At 41.2% G+C, this 15,790-nt stretch carries 15 protein-coding genes; 11 read left to right on the plus strand and 4 right to left on the minus strand.

What is annotated here, in order from left to right:
- The first annotated feature begins 69 nt into the window (after positions 1-69).
- The 9 genes from BN3769_RS06050 (at position 70) to BN3769_RS06090 (ending at position 8,874) form a co-directional block, all read left to right on the plus strand.
- Positions 70-5,181, plus strand: a complete 5,112-nt coding sequence (locus tag BN3769_RS06050; protein WP_068468618.1) for an RHS repeat-associated core domain-containing protein — start codon at positions 70-72, stop codon at positions 5,179-5,181.
- Positions 5,181-5,531, plus strand: a complete 351-nt coding sequence (locus tag BN3769_RS06055) for a hypothetical protein (protein WP_068468620.1) — start codon at positions 5,181-5,183, stop codon at positions 5,529-5,531. Before BN3769_RS06050 ends, BN3769_RS06055 begins: the two co-directional genes overlap by 1 nt.
- A 42-nt stretch (positions 5,532-5,573) precedes the next feature.
- Positions 5,574-6,305: an RHS repeat domain-containing protein gene (locus tag BN3769_RS06060; protein ID WP_068468622.1), complete on the plus strand. Its 732-nt coding sequence runs from the start codon at positions 5,574-5,576 to the stop codon at positions 6,303-6,305.
- Between the two features lie 196 nt (positions 6,306-6,501).
- The gene (locus tag BN3769_RS15245; RefSeq protein ID WP_420885319.1) at positions 6,502-6,804 is read left to right on the plus strand and encodes a transposase; all 303 of its coding nucleotides are present in this window, start codon (positions 6,502-6,504) and stop codon (positions 6,802-6,804) included.
- A gap of 2 nt (positions 6,805-6,806) precedes the next feature.
- Positions 6,807-7,241 carry a transposase gene (locus BN3769_RS06070; protein WP_068468624.1) on the plus strand — a complete coding sequence of 145 codons (435 nt, stop codon included), beginning with the start codon at positions 6,807-6,809 and terminating at the stop codon, positions 7,239-7,241.
- Between the two features lie 96 nt (positions 7,242-7,337).
- Positions 7,338-7,679 (plus strand): hypothetical protein, encoded by a 342-nt coding sequence (locus tag BN3769_RS06075; protein ID WP_068468626.1) that lies wholly within the window; start codon positions 7,338-7,340, stop codon positions 7,677-7,679.
- Positions 7,680-7,832: 153 nt separating this feature from the next.
- Entirely contained in the window at positions 7,833-8,273 is a 441-nt protein-coding gene (locus tag BN3769_RS06080; RefSeq protein ID WP_068468628.1) for a hypothetical protein, read from the plus strand.
- Positions 8,252-8,500 carry a hypothetical protein gene (locus tag BN3769_RS06085; RefSeq protein WP_068468630.1) on the plus strand — a complete coding sequence of 83 codons (249 nt, stop codon included), beginning with the start codon at positions 8,252-8,254 and terminating at the stop codon, positions 8,498-8,500. The genes BN3769_RS06080 and BN3769_RS06085 overlap by 22 nt, the downstream gene beginning before the upstream one ends.
- Positions 8,501-8,544: 44 nt before the next feature.
- Positions 8,545-8,874, plus strand: a complete 330-nt coding sequence (locus tag BN3769_RS06090; RefSeq protein WP_068468633.1) for an RHS repeat domain-containing protein — start codon at positions 8,545-8,547, stop codon at positions 8,872-8,874.
- Here the strand turns inward: BN3769_RS06090 and BN3769_RS06095 are convergent.
- From BN3769_RS06095 to BN3769_RS06105, 3 genes are all read right to left on the minus strand, one after another.
- Entirely contained in the window at positions 8,831-9,160 is a 330-nt protein-coding gene (locus BN3769_RS06095; RefSeq protein WP_068468635.1) for a transposase, read from the minus strand. The two genes, BN3769_RS06090 and BN3769_RS06095, sit on opposite strands and share 44 nt — an antisense overlap.
- A gap of 360 nt (positions 9,161-9,520) precedes the next feature.
- On the minus strand, positions 9,521-9,895 hold the full coding sequence (locus BN3769_RS06100) for a hypothetical protein (protein ID WP_068468637.1): 375 nt from the start codon (positions 9,893-9,895) through the stop codon (positions 9,521-9,523).
- Between the two features lie 105 nt (positions 9,896-10,000).
- Positions 10,001-12,211: an FKBP-type peptidyl-prolyl cis-trans isomerase gene (locus BN3769_RS06105; RefSeq protein ID WP_068468638.1), complete on the minus strand. Its 2,211-nt coding sequence runs from the start codon at positions 12,209-12,211 to the stop codon at positions 10,001-10,003.
- 397 nt (positions 12,212-12,608) lie between these two features.
- Between BN3769_RS06105 and BN3769_RS06110 the strand changes: the two genes are divergently transcribed.
- Both BN3769_RS06110 and BN3769_RS06115 read left to right on the plus strand, forming a co-directional pair.
- Positions 12,609-12,791, plus strand: a complete 183-nt coding sequence (locus BN3769_RS06110) for a hypothetical protein (RefSeq protein ID WP_068468640.1) — start codon at positions 12,609-12,611, stop codon at positions 12,789-12,791.
- A 685-nt stretch (positions 12,792-13,476) separates the two neighbouring features.
- On the plus strand, positions 13,477-14,403 hold the full coding sequence (locus BN3769_RS06115; protein WP_068468642.1) for a hypothetical protein: 927 nt from the start codon (positions 13,477-13,479) through the stop codon (positions 14,401-14,403).
- Between the two features lie 472 nt (positions 14,404-14,875).
- On the opposite strand, the gene BN3769_RS06120 is transcribed toward BN3769_RS06115, so the two are convergent.
- Positions 14,876-15,622 (minus strand): Bax inhibitor-1/YccA family protein, encoded by a 747-nt coding sequence (locus BN3769_RS06120; protein ID WP_068468644.1) that lies wholly within the window; start codon positions 15,620-15,622, stop codon positions 14,876-14,878.
- Between the last annotated feature and the right edge of the window lie 168 nt (positions 15,623-15,790).

Below are 15,790 nucleotides of genomic sequence, written 5' to 3' on the forward strand. Positions count from 1 at the left end.
TTTCTTCTATACACTCCCAAGCTAAATTTTTAAGTTTTCGCTTAGATGGCTATCAGCCAGGAAAAATGTATGCGTCGCGCAGGTTTTGTTCTCTTCTTTTTTTTATTAAGTTCTCTATATGGATTTGCAGGAGAAATGGCTTCTTTTCCCATTGATTGGGATTTGAGCGAGAGGGAAGAGGGGGAAGCCGCCTCTTGTTGGATGGGGCGCATGGAGTGGAGCAAGGAAAAGGAAGTAGGGGAAAAAGACTTTTCCCTTTCGGCGGAGTGCGAGCCCCTCACGACAGTTGCCGGCTGTGTCAATGTGGCGTCCGGCCAATTTTTTCAGACCGAAACCGATTTAATCGGCTCAACGATCGATCCCATTAAGCTAACCCGTTATTATGACAGCGGCCAAGAGAGCGAATCGCTTTTCGGCATGGGATTTGGCTCTCAATTTCCCCTATTGGCAACTGAGGCGGAAGAGGGGGCTAGGCATTCGCATGCCTTAATTTGCGAGCGTGAGGGATTTATGATTCCTTATCGGGGAATCAATCATGCCTCCCTTTTACAGATAGACCCACGCCTGCTTCAAAAAGGCTATACTAACGTCAGCCGGGTAGCCATGAGCGGACATGCCAATTTTGTCAATTGGGAAGCCGTCTACAAGCCCAGCGAGCAAGGGCTTTATTGGACGGTTCGGCTTGGAAACGGAGCTAAGCGTACATATGGATGGTCGATCAAATTATCCAGTCAAAAGCAAAAGGAAATGGGGTTCCCCACAAAATTTGGCTATTTGCTCTCTGAAGAAAAAAAGCCCAACGGAAATACGCTGCGCTTTGACTACTGCTTTCCCGATGGGAAGCCCGCTCTTTCCAAAGTCCGTACCTTAAACCGCTCAGGCCAGCTTATTAACGAATTGACGTTCACGCATTCCCCAACCGGCTGCCTGGTGGCTAGTTCCTGCGGAAAGGCTGTTTACTATGCAAAGAGGAAAGGCGAAGTCTATAGCCCTTCATTAAAAGAATATGTCTATAAAAATATTCTTCAAAAAGTGGAGTCCAGCCAAAAAGGAGTCACCGCTTATCAGGCGGAGTGCGATTATCATAATATTCCCAAAGTCACCCATGTCGCTAAGGCTGGGCAGCTGATCCGGGCCATCTATTCCAATGACAAAGTAAAAAGCTTGCAAGAGCCGCTTGGAGAAAAAGGAGAGCTGATTTCTTCTTATACCTTTGCGTATGGAGAGAACTTTACGATTGTCGAAAATGCCTTAAAGCAGTCCACCATCTATTATTTTGACCCGCAGAATCGGATTGACCGCATCAGCGAAATAGACCAAGGACAAATCGTCAAGCAGCAGAAGTTCAGCTGGAGCACGCTCCCCGGACAAGAAGGATGGTTGAAAGCCAAAGCTGTTTTGTTGGGCGATCAGCTATTCCATCTCACGACGATGCGCTATGATAGCCGAGGCAATATCACCCGCCAAACGCGGTATGGCAATCTAACGGGAGAGAAGCCAGAAAGCTTCCTGCTCGAACAAAAGCGCCAAATGGATAGTTATGCCATTGATTATGAATATGATCAAAATGGCTATAATCTGCTTAAAAAGAAGGCCACGCCGGAAGGCCTATCCATCGCTTATGCCTATGAAGAGGGAACCAATCTTCTGACGGAAGAAGTGCAAGCCTATGGCGGGCTCATTCAAGAAAGGGTGTTTCAATACTATGACCCTAATGGCCAGCCCTTTATTCGCATTGAAGATGATGGCAGCGGCTTGCACCACACGGAAGATTTCAATGTCACGTATCGGCGGGTCACTTATTTTCAACCGGAAACAAATTCCGCACTTGCCTCGTTTGGAAAGCCAAAAGAAAAAATAGAGACGGCTCTCAATCGCAGTGGCGGCGAGATGCTTCTTTTAAAAACGACGCGTTTTGACTACGATGCATACGGCAATGAAATCTCGCAGAAAATTTACAACGCAAAAAACGAATTCTGCTACGAAATCAATAAAGCTTACGATGACCGCCAGCGCTTGATTGCCGAAAGCAATCCTTTGGGAGAAGTCACCTGCTATGCCTATGATGACAATAACAACAAAATCAAAGAGGATTTTGTCGGAGGCAAGCAGATCCGCTATTTTTATGATCAGGCCAACCGGCTCATACGCAAGGAAGAGCATCACCGGCAAAACATTTTTACGACAACTTATGCCTATAATTCCCTGAATCAGCTGATTGCTGAAACCGACCCCTATGGGCATCAAACCACCTATGCCTACGATCGTTTAGGAAATCAGATTGCGTGCGTCAAACCGCTCATGCAAGTGAGCGGAGAAAACCCTGCGAACCCTTCCATTGCCAGGACATATAATGCGCTTGGCCAAATGATCTCGCAAACGGATGAAAGGGGATTTACCACCTGCTATGCCTATAACAGCTACGGCAGCCCGACGAGGATTCTTTATCCCGATCAATCAGAGGAGCGCTTTATTTACTATCCTTCCGGATGGCTCAAGCAGAAATGGCACGCCGACGGGACATCTGTCCAATATGCTTACGATCCTAAAGGACGGCTGATCAAAGAAGTCACATGGGATGAAAATAACCAGCTTATTAAGCAAGAAACCTATACTTATAAAGGGAACTTGCTGAAATCCAAACAAGATGCCATGGGAGTCGTCACGTATTACGAGCACGATGGAGCTGGAAGAAAAATTTTGGAAGTCATTGGCAGCCACGAAAAAACGATCGCTTATGCCTATGACGATCTTGGCCGGATCGTTAAATTGAGCCGCTGCTCGAACGGGCAAGAGCTGCAAAGCGAATGCTATCAATATGATTGGCTTGACCGCCTTGTTTCGAAAGTCTTACAGGACAGCCAAGGCCAAGTCTATGCCAAGGAAACATATGCGTACGATCGGCATGGCAACCAGATCAGCAAGACAGTTTGGCATGCGGACCATCAAACGGCCGTTTATCGCGCCCATTATCAAACGGATGGCAGCCTTGCTTGGCAGGAAGATCCTTTGGGCAATCGGACAGAAAAGGCGCATCACCATGACCTTGTCAATGCCTTGAATCAAAGGGTCAGGGGCAGAACCATAAAAGATCCCTTAAAAAGGCTGACCGGCGAGGTCGACGATGCTTATCAACGCCTCGCTCAGCGCTCTCTTTTTGAAGGCAATCAAGTCGTCTCGTCCACCTCTTTTGCCTATGATACGGCCGGCAACCTCGTCAAACAAAGCGAACGTGTCATGCATCAGGGAAATCCCATCCGGGAATATACCATTCTATCGGCATATGACAGCTGCAACCGGCTGGCCTCTCAAACGGAATGGCCCGCGAACCACACCACTCGCTATGCCTATGACGGAAGAGGGCGTTTAATCCGCAAGGACAAGCCCGATGGCGTGTCGATCCATTATGCTTATGACGCGTTGGGAAGGCTGGCAGCCATGGCATCAACCGATGGCACGATTGGCTATCAGTACAGCTATGATTTGCATGACAATCCCATTGAAATTAAAGATGTTGTGCATCACACGGTTCAAAAGCGCGCATATGACCAATGGAATCGGTTAATCAAAGAAGAATTAAGCGCCGGCGCCATCTTGCATTACACGTACGATGCGCTCGACCGCCTGATTCAATTGACGCTGCCCGATGGCTCTTTCATTCTCTATAGCTATGATGCGTTCCATTTGTGGCAGGTTCAGCGCATCAATGCCTTCGGCAAGCTTTGCTATACTTGCAATTGCTTGGATTATGATCAGTGCGGCCGCTTATTGAAAGAACGCTCTCCGGCAGGAGAGGTTGATTATACGTACGACTTGCTAGGACGTGCAATCAAGACAGAATCGCCTTATTGGACATCTACTCTTGATGCCTTTGATCCGGCAGGCAATTTGCTGTCCATGATGCAGAAAACCCCAAGCGGCGAACAAAAAAGCGCTTTCAGCTATGATCGCTTCGATCATTTGGCTGTAGAGGCCGGAAACGACACGAATTGCTATCAATATGATTCGCTTGGCAATTGCCTAGCCAAAAACGGCCAGGCGAGGGGAATCAATGCCCTGAATCAAGTCACGCAAGACGAGCAATCGGCTTATAGCTATGATGTCAATGGAAACCTGATTGCCCAAAGCCATCCGCCGGCGCTTTATCGCTATGACGCCTTGAACCGCCTGATCAGCTGCGAGCAAAATGGCGCCTTGATTCTGTTTGGCTATGATGCCTTTAATCGCTGCATTCTCTTAGCTGACCAGGAAGGATCCAAGCAGCTGCTCTACCAAGGCGACCAAGAAATCGGCAGCCTGCTCGGCGGTAAGATTCAAGAATTGCGCATCGTGCATCCCAATGCCGATCAGGATAAGGTTTTTGCCATCGAGCTCAAGCAAGGAACGTTCTTTCCCGTTCAAGATTTTCGCCATCATCTTTGCGCCCTGCGCAAGCAAGACGGCAGCCTAGCGCAATGGAAAGGCTATTCAGCCTTTGGCTCGCAAACCATGCAAGGAGAGGCGAGCCTGGCCTGTCCTTGGGGCTTTGGCAATCGACGGGAAGTCGCAGGACTCGTGCTATTTGCTCATCGCTTTTACAATCCACGCCTCATGCGCTGGCAGACAGCCGATCCCATCGGCTTCGAAGATGGCCTGAACCTCTATCAATACGTCCATAACAATCCATTCCGCTATCAAGATCCAGATGGACAGTTTGCATTTCTCATTCCTCTTGCTTGGGAATTTGGAGTAGCGGCAACATTTATCGCTCCTTCGCTAGCCTATGTCGCTGGTGCAACCTTAGCCTTTGGCGCTGGCTGGGCTGTCTATGAACTTAATAAGTGGTATGATAATAAATATAATCAGAATGAGTTGGAGGAAGAAAAAGAAAGTAATAAAAATAAAGAAAAGTTTAAATTTCCTAAAAATCCTGATGATTTACTCCCTGAATTGCCTAGAGATGATGAAGGATGTATTCAGACAGCCGATAATCTGAGGATTCGTCCAGAGCAGCATGAAATGAAAGAAGGCGATACTTATAATCCTAGGCATCACGAACAACATTATCATGTTGAAACGCGAAGGGATCCCTCAAAAGCTAACTGGAAAAATAAAAATACAGAAATTATAAAACCTCCGAGTTATTATGAGGGCATGGGGACAGGATTTTTACCAGGTGAGTATTTTCCAGGAATGATTTAATGAATAAGAAAATTATAGCTGAACACATTGATTTCGCAGATTCAGAATATAGATCTTTATATATGTCTGAAGATGCAACCTTAACAGTTTACCTTAAATCTTGGGATGCAAAAATATTAAAAATTATATTTTCTAATACGATTCAATTTTCTTATAAATTAGAGAGCGTAACAAAACAATTATATGAATTACCTAATGGATCTTCTTTTTTAAATGAAGCATTGCTACAAGCATACGGATATATGCCATCTAGTTATCCTTATAAGCTTTTCCATCTCGAAGATATAGACAATTTTCCATTTATACAAGTTGTAGCAGAATCTGTAACAGTAATTAAAGATAGAAGTTAAAAAGCTAAAATCAAACTTATTTATCCTAAATACCATGGCAGCTTGGCGCAATGGAAAGGCTATTCAGCCTTTGGTTCGCAGGCTACGCAAGGAGAAGCGAGCCTGGCCTGTCCTTGGGGCTTTGGCAATCGACGGGAAGTCGCGGGACTCGTGCTATTTGCTCATCGCTTTTACAATCCACGCCTCATGCGCTGGCAGACAGCCGATCCCATCGGCTTCGAAGATAGGCTAAACCTCTATCACTACGTCCATAACAATCCATTCCGCTATCAAGATCCGGATGGACAATATGCATTTCTCATTCCTCTTACTTGGCAATTTGGGGTGGCGGTAACATTTATCGCTCCTACGCTATATTATGTAGGTGGCGGTGCTCTGGCTTTTGGCCTTGGATGGCTTGTTTATGAGCTAAATAGAGAAGATGATAATAAATATAATCAGAATGAGTTAGAGGAAGAAAAAGAAAGTGATAAAAATAAAGAAAAGTTTAAATTTCCTAAAAACCCTGATGATTTAATGCCTGAATTGCCTAGAGATGATAAAGGACATATTTATACAGCTGATAACCTGAGGATCCGCCCAGAAAAACATGAAATGGAAGAAAAAGATACTTATAATCCCAGGCATCATGAACAACATTATCATGTTGAAACGCGAAGGAATCCTAGTAAAAGTTGGGAACATGAGAATAAAGAGATAATAAAACCACCAGGTTATCAACCAAAAATGGGAACAGGATTTTTACCAGGTGAATATTTTCCGGGAGTGATTTAATGAATAAAAAACCTCTGCAGTAAAGAATATTAATTTGGTGATTCTGAATCCTTTTATGAACCTATCCCGATAATGAAATTTTTTTAAGGAATAGATTATCTTTCTCATATTTTTAGTTGAAAAATAGAGGAAGAGATGAAAGGTAATAGATTTGAAGGATTGAGTGATGATCAATGGCAAGTCTTAGAAATATTTTTTGCCTAAAGAACCTAAAAAGAGAGCGAAAGGTAAGCCTCATACTCCTTGGAGAGAGGTATGCAATAGCCTCCTATGGATTTTGATTAATGGAGCTAGATGGTGTGATTTGCCAAAAGGAGATCATTGGGCTTCAAAATCGGCAAGTCATAGATGGTTAGGAATTTGGCAAACAAATGGGACATTAGAAAAGATCTTGATGGCAATTAGAGAGCAAGCAGAGCTTCAAGGTCTGCTCAATTTCGAAAGGCTGGCTGCCGATGGTTTTTTTTTCAGCAGGCAAAGGAGGAGGTCAGCTAATTGATTATGGTTATAGATGGCAATGGCTATCCTATTAACTTTGAAGTGACTTCGGCTAAAGGAGATGAAAGGCAACAGGTAGAAAATCTCTTAGATGGGATTGAAGAATTTACCAATCAAAGATATTTGCTAAACGGATTGATCCCTATTTTTGAGGCAGATAAAGGATATGATGCAGAAGAGCTTAGAGACAAATTACTTAAGAGGAAGATTTTTCCTTTTATTCCTTATAGAAGAATAGGCGCAGCAAAAAAAGCTAAGAAAATCGTTTGTAATTTAGCCAAATTCAGATGGAAAGTTGAACGGGCTATTTCTTGGCTGCAAAGAAAATTTAGGCGACTTGTTGTCCGCTGGGAGAGACGTCTTTGTTATTGGAAAGGATTCTTAACTTTTAGCCTGATCTTCTTTTGGATAAATAAGCTTAAAATATTATCGGGATAGGTTCATATGTCAGAAGAAAACAACTTAATAGTATATTTACAATCTTTGAATCGAAGTTTTTAAATATTAATTTTACTAATATTTCTTGGAGGATTAATGAATAAAAAACGCATACCACCACCTATTAGTTTTGCTGATTCTGAATATCAATCTTTTCATATGGAAAGAGATGCTACTTTGACGATCTACATGAAGTCTTGGCAAGAAGAACCGTTTAAAGTTGTCTTTAAACATGCCATACAGTTTTTATATAGGCTAGGTGATGTTCCAAAGGGATTATATGAATTAAATTCCTCTTTATTCTTAGAAGAAGCCTTATCAATCGAATATATTAAAGTTCCCTTAGATCATCCTTACAAGCATTTTCAAATAGAAGATATACAAGATTTTCCATTTATTCAAGTTATCGCAGAAGCTGTCACTATAGAAGTACCATGAAGTAAATCTATTGTAGAGCGCTGGCAAACAACCGATCCCATCGGCTTCGAAGATGGCCTGAACCTCTATCACTACGTCCATAACAATCCATTCCGCTATCAAGATCCGGATGGACAATATGCATTTCTCATTCCTCTTACTTGGCAATTTGGGGTGGCGGTAACATTTATCGCTCCTACGCTATATTATGTAGGTGGCGGTGCTCTGGCTTTTGGCCTTGGATGGCTTGTTTATGAGCTAAATAGAGAAGATGATAATAAATATAATCAAAACGAGTTAGAGAAAGAGGAAAGGGAACACAAAGAAAAGTCTGAAACAAAAACTAATCCATTCGAAGGAAATGTTTCAACTGATATAATGGTTGTTGATGAAAAGGGTAATGTCATACCCGTTAAAGTAGGAGAGCATGTGACAGGATCTCGTGATGGAAAATGGATTCAAGTAAGAGATGAATTTGATAATCCTACAGGTATCAGAAAAGATGGTCCTCATAGTCCTCAAACTCATAAAGACCCAAGAGCTTTAGAGCCTCATGCTCATGTTACAGGAATTAATAATAATGATGGAACTCCATGGCTGCCGATAAATTATTAAATAGCAAGTTTGATTACGGAGATACGGTGATAATTAAACAAAATGCGCCCTTATGTTATAAGCCGGGCTGTATAGGAAGCATCTGCGGAATTAGGGTTATTAATAGTATTGAAATTGCAAAACGATTTAATCAAAATATTAATTCTGAATTATATCTCATAGAATTTGATAACGGACAAGCAATAGAAATTCCAAAATCATTTCTAATTCCTTATTCTTCCAGTTAAATACTAATTTAATTTTCATATAATTAATATTACCTCAGTGCTTTATGCAAGCAAGATGGCAGCCTTGCGCAGTGGATGTCTTATTCTGCTTTTGTCAAAAAACTTTAGAAGGCAATACAAAGCTAGCCAGTCGCTGGGGTTTTGGCAACCGACGCGAAATCGCTTGGCTTGTTTTATTTGCCCATCGCTTTTACAATCCGCGCCTCATGCGCTGGCAGACAGCCGATCCCATTGGCTTCGAAGATGGCTTGAACCTCTACCACTACGTCCCTGACAATCCATTCCGCTATCAAGATCCAGATGGACAGTTTGCAATTGTTTTTTCCTGCTTTACAATTTACTTTTGGGGAGCAGGTCAGTCCCAACTGTCTTGACTGTCTTCCCGCTTTGCTTCAATAGCTCTTCTGCTCCATCGCTACACTGGCTAACTGTTATAGCATGGGCGACTATTTCTTGAGTTTTAGGATCTACAGCCAGATGGATTTTAATCCATTTGCGAGGCCTTCCACTTCCATGAATCTTGACGTTCCATTCTCCTTCCCCGATGACTTTTAACCCGGAAGCATCTAAAAGAACAGTTTGTGGACAACGCAAGCTTAGCTTGGGAAGAGAATCCTTAAGTAGACAAGCTCTTTTGCAGATAAGAGAATAGGTTGGCAATTTGAGCTCTTTATATCAGTGCAAGGACGGATTTGGCAAATCCTTCCAGTATTCTATAAGGTAGTCTTTCTATAAGGTAGTCTATAGTGAATCTTCACCATCATAAGCAGGATTAACGAATGAGGAAATTCGATAGGCCTTCCTTTTCCTTTCTTTTGAGCTAATATACTTAAAGATTTAAACAATTTGGGATCGATGAAAAAAGTGAAGAGTTGTTTGTTATAGTAAGCCTAATTGCGTTCGGGTATCTGAAACTCCTTTGTTTTCTCTTGCCGGAGAGACAAGGAGTTTCTTTTTTTAGACATTTTTCTCAATTTTTCAACACAGCTAAAAAATGGACAAAAGATATTATAATTTATATTAGTTTCGATCTCTGCCGTCATAACTATCACTGTGCGGACACCTCTCTCCTCCGTAGCAACCATCACCAGGATCATTGCCATAAGGATGGCCATTTGGACAGTCTCCATAAAGGCCTGCCAAATAATGCATTCCATCGGCATCATAGTAGATTGCTTGAACTGCGACATAACTATTATCTTGCTGAATAAATAATCCCTCTTGCGTGGCAACTAATTGCTCCGGCGAGAAGTAAACTTTCTTTAATACTAAAGCCTGTTGATCGACAGGAATTAAATGACTTCCTGTTGAGAAATAATAGGTATCCACATTCTGGCCGGCAAAGCAGGAAACGGATAGAATAGAGCTTAATAAGAAACCTCTAATGAATTTCATAAAAATTCTCCTGAAAATTTTAGGGATGAGCCATTTATACAAACCTTGCCCTAATCTATCAAGAAAATTGTTGATAATTCACGGAAAACAACCGCTGAAATTTTTTTATTCGCTGAGCAATTTTAAATGGACAATCAATTCTTTGTTGCCAACCAAGCTATCGCTATTTTTATATCCCCATTCCGGATGAATATATAAAATATAGGCCTGCTCGGGATAAAGATAAGGCAGACTTTGATAAATCCCTCTTATTAAGCCTGATTCGCAGACGATTTCCTCTGAAGAAGGCTTTATCAGTTTTCCGTTTTTATCTCTAATCGCATACTTAATCATTTTGATTGAATTTTCTTCGGCGGGTTTTTCTCTCACCGCTCCTTTACAGTAAACGCGGCCAGGATGCAGGCACACATACGCAGGATCTTTGCTTAAATCAGCGAAAACATGATCAGCTTGTTGATAAGCCTCTTGGCGCTTTTGCTGATAAATTTTCCAATGGAGATGATTGAGCCGTTTAAAGCTTTCGCTTGACGGCATGTTAAAGTCAATTAGTTGTAAATCGACTGAATTAATTGCTTCGCATAAGTCAGCAATCGCAAAAAGCGAATGAGCATTTTTTAAATAATCATATAGGTTATAGCCCAAAACGTACAGATAGTTTAGTAAAGCCTCTTCTGTATCCGGCAAAGGCTTATCCGCTTCCTGTTTAAAGGAAAGAGTCTCTAGCGTTATCTCCTTTTGTTCGGACGTTTCTTCTTCTATTATTTCAATTAATTTTACGTAAGCCTGAAGACCTACATTGGGGTCTAGAAAGCCATTTTCTCCATAAGCCATTTCCGGATGAAGGTAGATCATTCTTTCTTCTCCGGTCTTCATGCCCTGCATGCCTTGAATAAAACTAGGAAGCAGCAGGGAAAAATCGATTTCTTCTTCCTCAGCTTGGCCAATCACCGGTTCTTTATTAAAAATACGGATAGCATAGTCAAGTTTTGCTTTTTTATACCGCTTGTCCAGGATTTTGCCTTTGCCTTCCGCTTTGACATGATAGCCAAGTTTGAAAGGGACTATCCAATTGATGGCATTATTACTGGCCAATTGATTCAGCCAGCTCTCGGTTTGCATCAAATTTCGCTTGGCTTCGGCTTTTCGAACAGATCTCAAGTAGCCGGTGAATGCTTTGCCAATTGTCTCTTTAGGTTTTTCTTCGCCTTTGCAAGCCTCTATTAAACCTTTGCAAAGCGACTTTCTACTTGCTTCATTTGCGCTGGGCAACCCTTTTAGTAATTGATAGGCAATCAACTGCGCATCTGTGAATGATTGTTGGGGTTCTTTTATTGACTTTTGCGCAGAAGATTGTGGGATAGCGTTCTTTAACAAGCGAGATAAGAGATTTTCTAAAAATTTATCCTCTTCAATCCAACTTTGAATAATCCTTTGATCTTTTGTATAGCTCTCTAATATTTGCCGGGTCTCTTGATCTTCTTTAAAGATGCCAAAAACGGGGAAGGCAGGCAAAATGGCGCGATGCATTTGCGGAGTTTTTTTCTCGTGAGAGAGCAAAGCCTTATACTCTTCTTGCAAAGTCTTATAGTACAAAGAGGGAATGGACTTAATAGACCGATCAAAGTTGGAATAATTTAAATCCATTTCCGGAGGATAAATAGACAACTGTTTTTTCCTTGGCAGATAAGGAGCTTCCTCTCTCATCAAAGCCATAGTCCGAAGTTCTTCTATGCGCTCATAAGGAATCGCGTTTTGAGAACCGAATCCCATAATAATGCCCATTAAGACATTGCTTTTAAAAATAGGCTTTTGGGGATCGGTTAAATATTTCAACAAAGATTGAAAATCTATATTAGGATCGACAATGAACTGGAAAAAGGCTTTGTTTGCTTCAAATACCTTCTCTAAAGAGCCAGGGTTGATCCACAACAGGTGAATCCAATTCGGATGAGTGGAAAAAGCCCTATCTTTGCAATGAATAAGAATATGCCCATTTGAAAATACGTCAAAATGCTGCCGCCAGAGCTGCCATCCTTCTGCAAGCTCAACCGATCGCTGGTGGTCGCGGCCTCCCCAACGCTGAACCAATAGAAAAGGCGAAGATCTAATCCCTTCTACACAAACAGGCTTTGATCCAAGCACTACATATCCGCCTTCTGAATTAATCAGCATGGTTTTAAAAAATACTTCTAATGCTTCCCTTTCATCAATGGATCGTTCATTTAGCACCTCTTGCCAAAGTAGGGTTTCCTCTGCAGATAAAGACAAAATAACCATTAAGGAGACAAGTAGGTAAGAGAAAAAAGCACGTTTCATGATGAATTAGATGATTCTTTAGAGGTGTTATGAGTCAAAATTATTTCTTTTATTTATAATTTTGAAAATTGTGAATTTATAAATTTTTTAGCAAATTAAGGCAATTTTAATTGATGACATGCCCTAGGATATGTCTATAAATTGCTAAGATCTAGTTCGAGTCCTTTCTCTTATTGTCCCCTAGGAAGAAAAATAACCTCAAATATCGATTGCGATGGGTTTTTATCTATCCTCTAAGCCATCTGCTATGAGGGCGGACAAAATGCGGCCTATCAATTCCGTGCATGAAAATACGAGTCAAATTTGGCTCTTTGGTCTTTGACCAGAAAATTCATAGGCATACTCGCAATAGTTGGCATATTCCTTGCAAAGTTTATAATGAACCTTGGAGGTTAATATGACTAAGAAGGATCTTCAAAACGAAATTGCTCGCTTAGAATCTTTAAATGACCATTTATTAACAGAATTAAGCTACATTGACCATCTAATGCGTTTAGTTGGCTTTAAAGATGGAATCGAAACCGTCAAGGCTACAGCTTTAGAGTTATGCGAAATGGAAAATGAAAACCCAGATCAGTAAACCAAGCAATCACTTTCTTAGAAGTGTATTAAAACCACCAATAACCTATTTTTCTCCTTAGCAGGACACGTGAGATAGAGGGACGATTGAGTGAATATGGCCCTCTATCTCCTGTTTCTTTTGGGGAAAAGAAGTCAAAACGTCGCTTATTCCTTCTCTTTTATTTCAAAAAATGCCAAATCACGGAATTCTAGACAGGTCTTCTTGTGCTAAGGATTTTGTCTATACACTCAGCTTATAAAGCTTTCTTACCTTTTAAAGTGCAGTTCCCTCATATCCAAGATCGCCTAACGTGTTCCTTAAGAGGGGAAAAATGCCTGGATTTATGACGATTGCACACTCCTTATATAGACAGATGACGCGTTGGAAAGAAAAAACAAATCATCAAACTTCCCAAAGATCATATACTTCTTTAATTTGCAAGAAGATCTGATATAAAACTGAGTCAATTGCTTGTCTAGGAACGCGCCTTAGACGCTCTTCAAGGACTTCGCAGCGGAGAGGAACGTGGCCCTAAAAGTCAAGTTAAGGACAGGGAAAGCGCATTCAAGAATTGGAGCGTATGCTTGATAAAACGCTAGAAAAAAAGAAGCAATCAGAATAATTAAAAATTTACAGATCTTTAAAATGGCTTAATCAATAAATTGTAAATTGCCTTTTATGAGTTTAATAAAGAAGGAATAGAATGTATATAAGTCAACGCGCTTGGATGATTCACCCTCAGCACATCTTTTCTCTGCCTCCCAGTATTCAAGTCTCTCGAGAACAATTGTGCACAATCGATCGCCAAACGTATGCTGTTGCTCAAACACGTTTGGCCTTTTTTAGCGAAACATGGCTAAAAGTTGGAATAAATATTTGTAAGGGGATAGGAATTATAGCTGCCGCAGTCACTGCGGTGACAGGGTATTTCGGCCTATTATTTATTCGTGCAGGCGCTATGCCTGTATTTTATAAAATGTTGCCTCCTTTCTTTCTTGGATCCCTAACTGTTGTCGTTTGCTTAATGGGAAAACAGGTAATTCGTTGGGAACAAAAAGAGCGCTTTAAAAGGGAGTGCTTAGAATTTGAACATCAATTGATCGAATGGAGAGATCCTTGTGTTGCCTTTAAGGATGCCTTAAAAAATTTTCAACACAATAAATCAGTCGAGAATTTACTTGTCTTAGAACAAAAAGGAGAAGTGCTGAAAGAAAAGCTTACCGAACTAGACAGCCGACTGGTCCATATGACCGAACGCTTAAAGGAGCATTATAACATGTTATTTGGTTCTACTCGGACATTTAATAATGGCGGCACATGGACAGATTATTGGACACATTGTTTTCGAAATGAGCTCGCCTTAAATTTATCTGAGGGTCGTTCAAGCACCGAAAAGATTCCGGAGGCGCTTGAAAGAATGCGTCAGCATGGATCCTTGCAGGATCTCGCTTTGCCTTCCACCGAGACTTTAAGCAAAAGGCAACAAGAAAATATCATTCATGCTAATTATATTTTAGAACGACTGTATAAGAAATTTCTTCCAAATTCGCCTAATCTCGCTTCGCCGGATGAATGGCTAGAGCGCGCTCGCGCAAGTTTGGCTGCTTTTCGTTCGACTCTTGACCACTAATAACTTGCGTTTGGAGTTTTTTTGCTCTTTCGACTGCGTCAAAGGTGCGGAGATGAACAAATGGCAAGAGCTTTCCCGTCAGTCCAAAGGGCAAAGAAAGTCAAATTGCCCGCGCTAAGGTGTTTTCCTAAATGGCTAATGGCCGGCTTCAAAGCGATTTTCTTTCCGGGAAATAATCTTGAATATAGACAGTGTTTAATAACTATTATTGATAAAATTTATTGTTAAAGCTTCTATTTTTTACTAAAATATAATATAATAATATTTGAATTATATTTTTTATATTATTTCAATAGCTTCGCGTCTTTAGAGCGTGTCTTCAAATTGCTAATAGCCTATATTTCAGGGGATTTCTCTCAAGGGAGGAAAAAAATTGAATCTATTATGGATTCGAAGACAGTCTTTTACAGATCATTATTTGATCTATAAAAAGCCTAAAAATGGGTTAGGCTTTTTATAGAATTTGAAAGCTTTACTTGCGTTCGTTGAGTTTGGCCAAAAGACGCAGGATCTCAATATATAGCCAAACGAGAGTCACCATCAAGGCAAAGGCACCATACCATTCCATATATTTTGGCACGCCGGCACGGGCGCCTTGTTCAATGAAATCAAAGTCGATAATAAAATTTAAGGCGGCGATGATGACGACAAAAACGCTAAAGAGAATGCTGAAAAGGCCGCTGCCATTGATAAAAGCGACATTGATCCCGAAAAATCCGAGAATAATGGCGACAAAATAAACAAGGGCAATGCCACCAGTGGCTGCAACGACGCCAAGCTTGAAATTTTCAGATGGTTGGATCCAGCCGGATTGATAGGCAACCAGCATAACCAGCAGAGTAGCAATCGATAAGCTGACCGCTTGCATGACAATTCCGGGATAGGCTTTTTCGAACATGCTGGAAATGCCCCCTAGAAAAAGTCCTTCTAATACAGCATAAAGGGGAGCAGTAAGGGGAGCCCAATTTTTCTTAAAGACCGTGGCCAACGAAGCGATAAACCCTCCGATCAAACCGACATACATCCAAGTTTGGATAGCGGCTGGATTTTGTCCGGCAGTGTAAAACATTCTCCATACCCATGCGGCAGGAAGCAGAACAAGGACAAGTAAAGCGAGTGTTTTATAAACTGTTCCTCGAATCGTCATAGCATTCGATTCGGAGACGAGTCCAAAACCAGAAAAAGGATTGGACAGAAGCGCTGGATTTGAGGATCTCATTAAAGGTCTCCTTTTCTAAGGTTAGATTAATTAATACTTTAATGCTTGAAAACCTTTTTGGCAAGTGTGATAAGAGAGTGCTAGGATAATGTGAGGGGCAGGAAAAGGATGAGGTCTTAAATCTTTTGAAAGAAAAGACTTATTATCTTATTATTTAACATTAAGTTT

The organism is Candidatus Protochlamydia phocaeensis (genome assembly GCF_001545115.1).
Classification (GTDB): Bacteria; Chlamydiota; Chlamydiia; order Chlamydiales; family Parachlamydiaceae; genus Protochlamydia_A; species Protochlamydia_A phocaeensis.

What these genes read in the sequence shown, in the direction of transcription:
- BN3769_RS06050 (WP_068468618.1), top strand. Translation starts at nt 70, where the DNA reads ATGCGTCGCGCAGGTTTTGTTCTCTTCTTTTTTTTATTAAGTTCTCTA.
- BN3769_RS06055 (WP_068468620.1), top strand. Translation starts at nt 5,181, where the DNA reads ATGAATAAGAAAATTATAGCTGAACACATTGATTTCGCAGATTCAGAA.
- BN3769_RS06070 (WP_068468624.1), top strand. Translation starts at nt 6,807, where the DNA reads ATGGTTATAGATGGCAATGGCTATCCTATTAACTTTGAAGTGACTTCG.
- BN3769_RS06075 (WP_068468626.1), top strand. Translation starts at nt 7,338, where the DNA reads ATGAATAAAAAACGCATACCACCACCTATTAGTTTTGCTGATTCTGAA.
- BN3769_RS06085 (WP_068468630.1), top strand. Translation starts at nt 8,252, where the DNA reads ATGGCTGCCGATAAATTATTAAATAGCAAGTTTGATTACGGAGATACG.
- BN3769_RS06090 (WP_068468633.1), top strand. Translation starts at nt 8,545, where the DNA reads ATGCAAGCAAGATGGCAGCCTTGCGCAGTGGATGTCTTATTCTGCTTT.
- BN3769_RS06100 (WP_068468637.1), bottom strand. Translation starts at nt 9,895, where the DNA reads ATGAAATTCATTAGAGGTTTCTTATTAAGCTCTATTCTATCCGTTTCC.
- BN3769_RS06105 (WP_068468638.1), bottom strand. Translation starts at nt 12,211, where the DNA reads ATGAAACGTGCTTTTTTCTCTTACCTACTTGTCTCCTTAATGGTTATT.
- BN3769_RS06110 (WP_068468640.1), top strand. Translation starts at nt 12,609, where the DNA reads ATGACTAAGAAGGATCTTCAAAACGAAATTGCTCGCTTAGAATCTTTA.
- BN3769_RS06115 (WP_068468642.1), top strand. Translation starts at nt 13,477, where the DNA reads ATGTATATAAGTCAACGCGCTTGGATGATTCACCCTCAGCACATCTTT.
- BN3769_RS06120 (WP_068468644.1), bottom strand. Translation starts at nt 15,622, where the DNA reads ATGAGATCCTCAAATCCAGCGCTTCTGTCCAATCCTTTTTCTGGTTTT.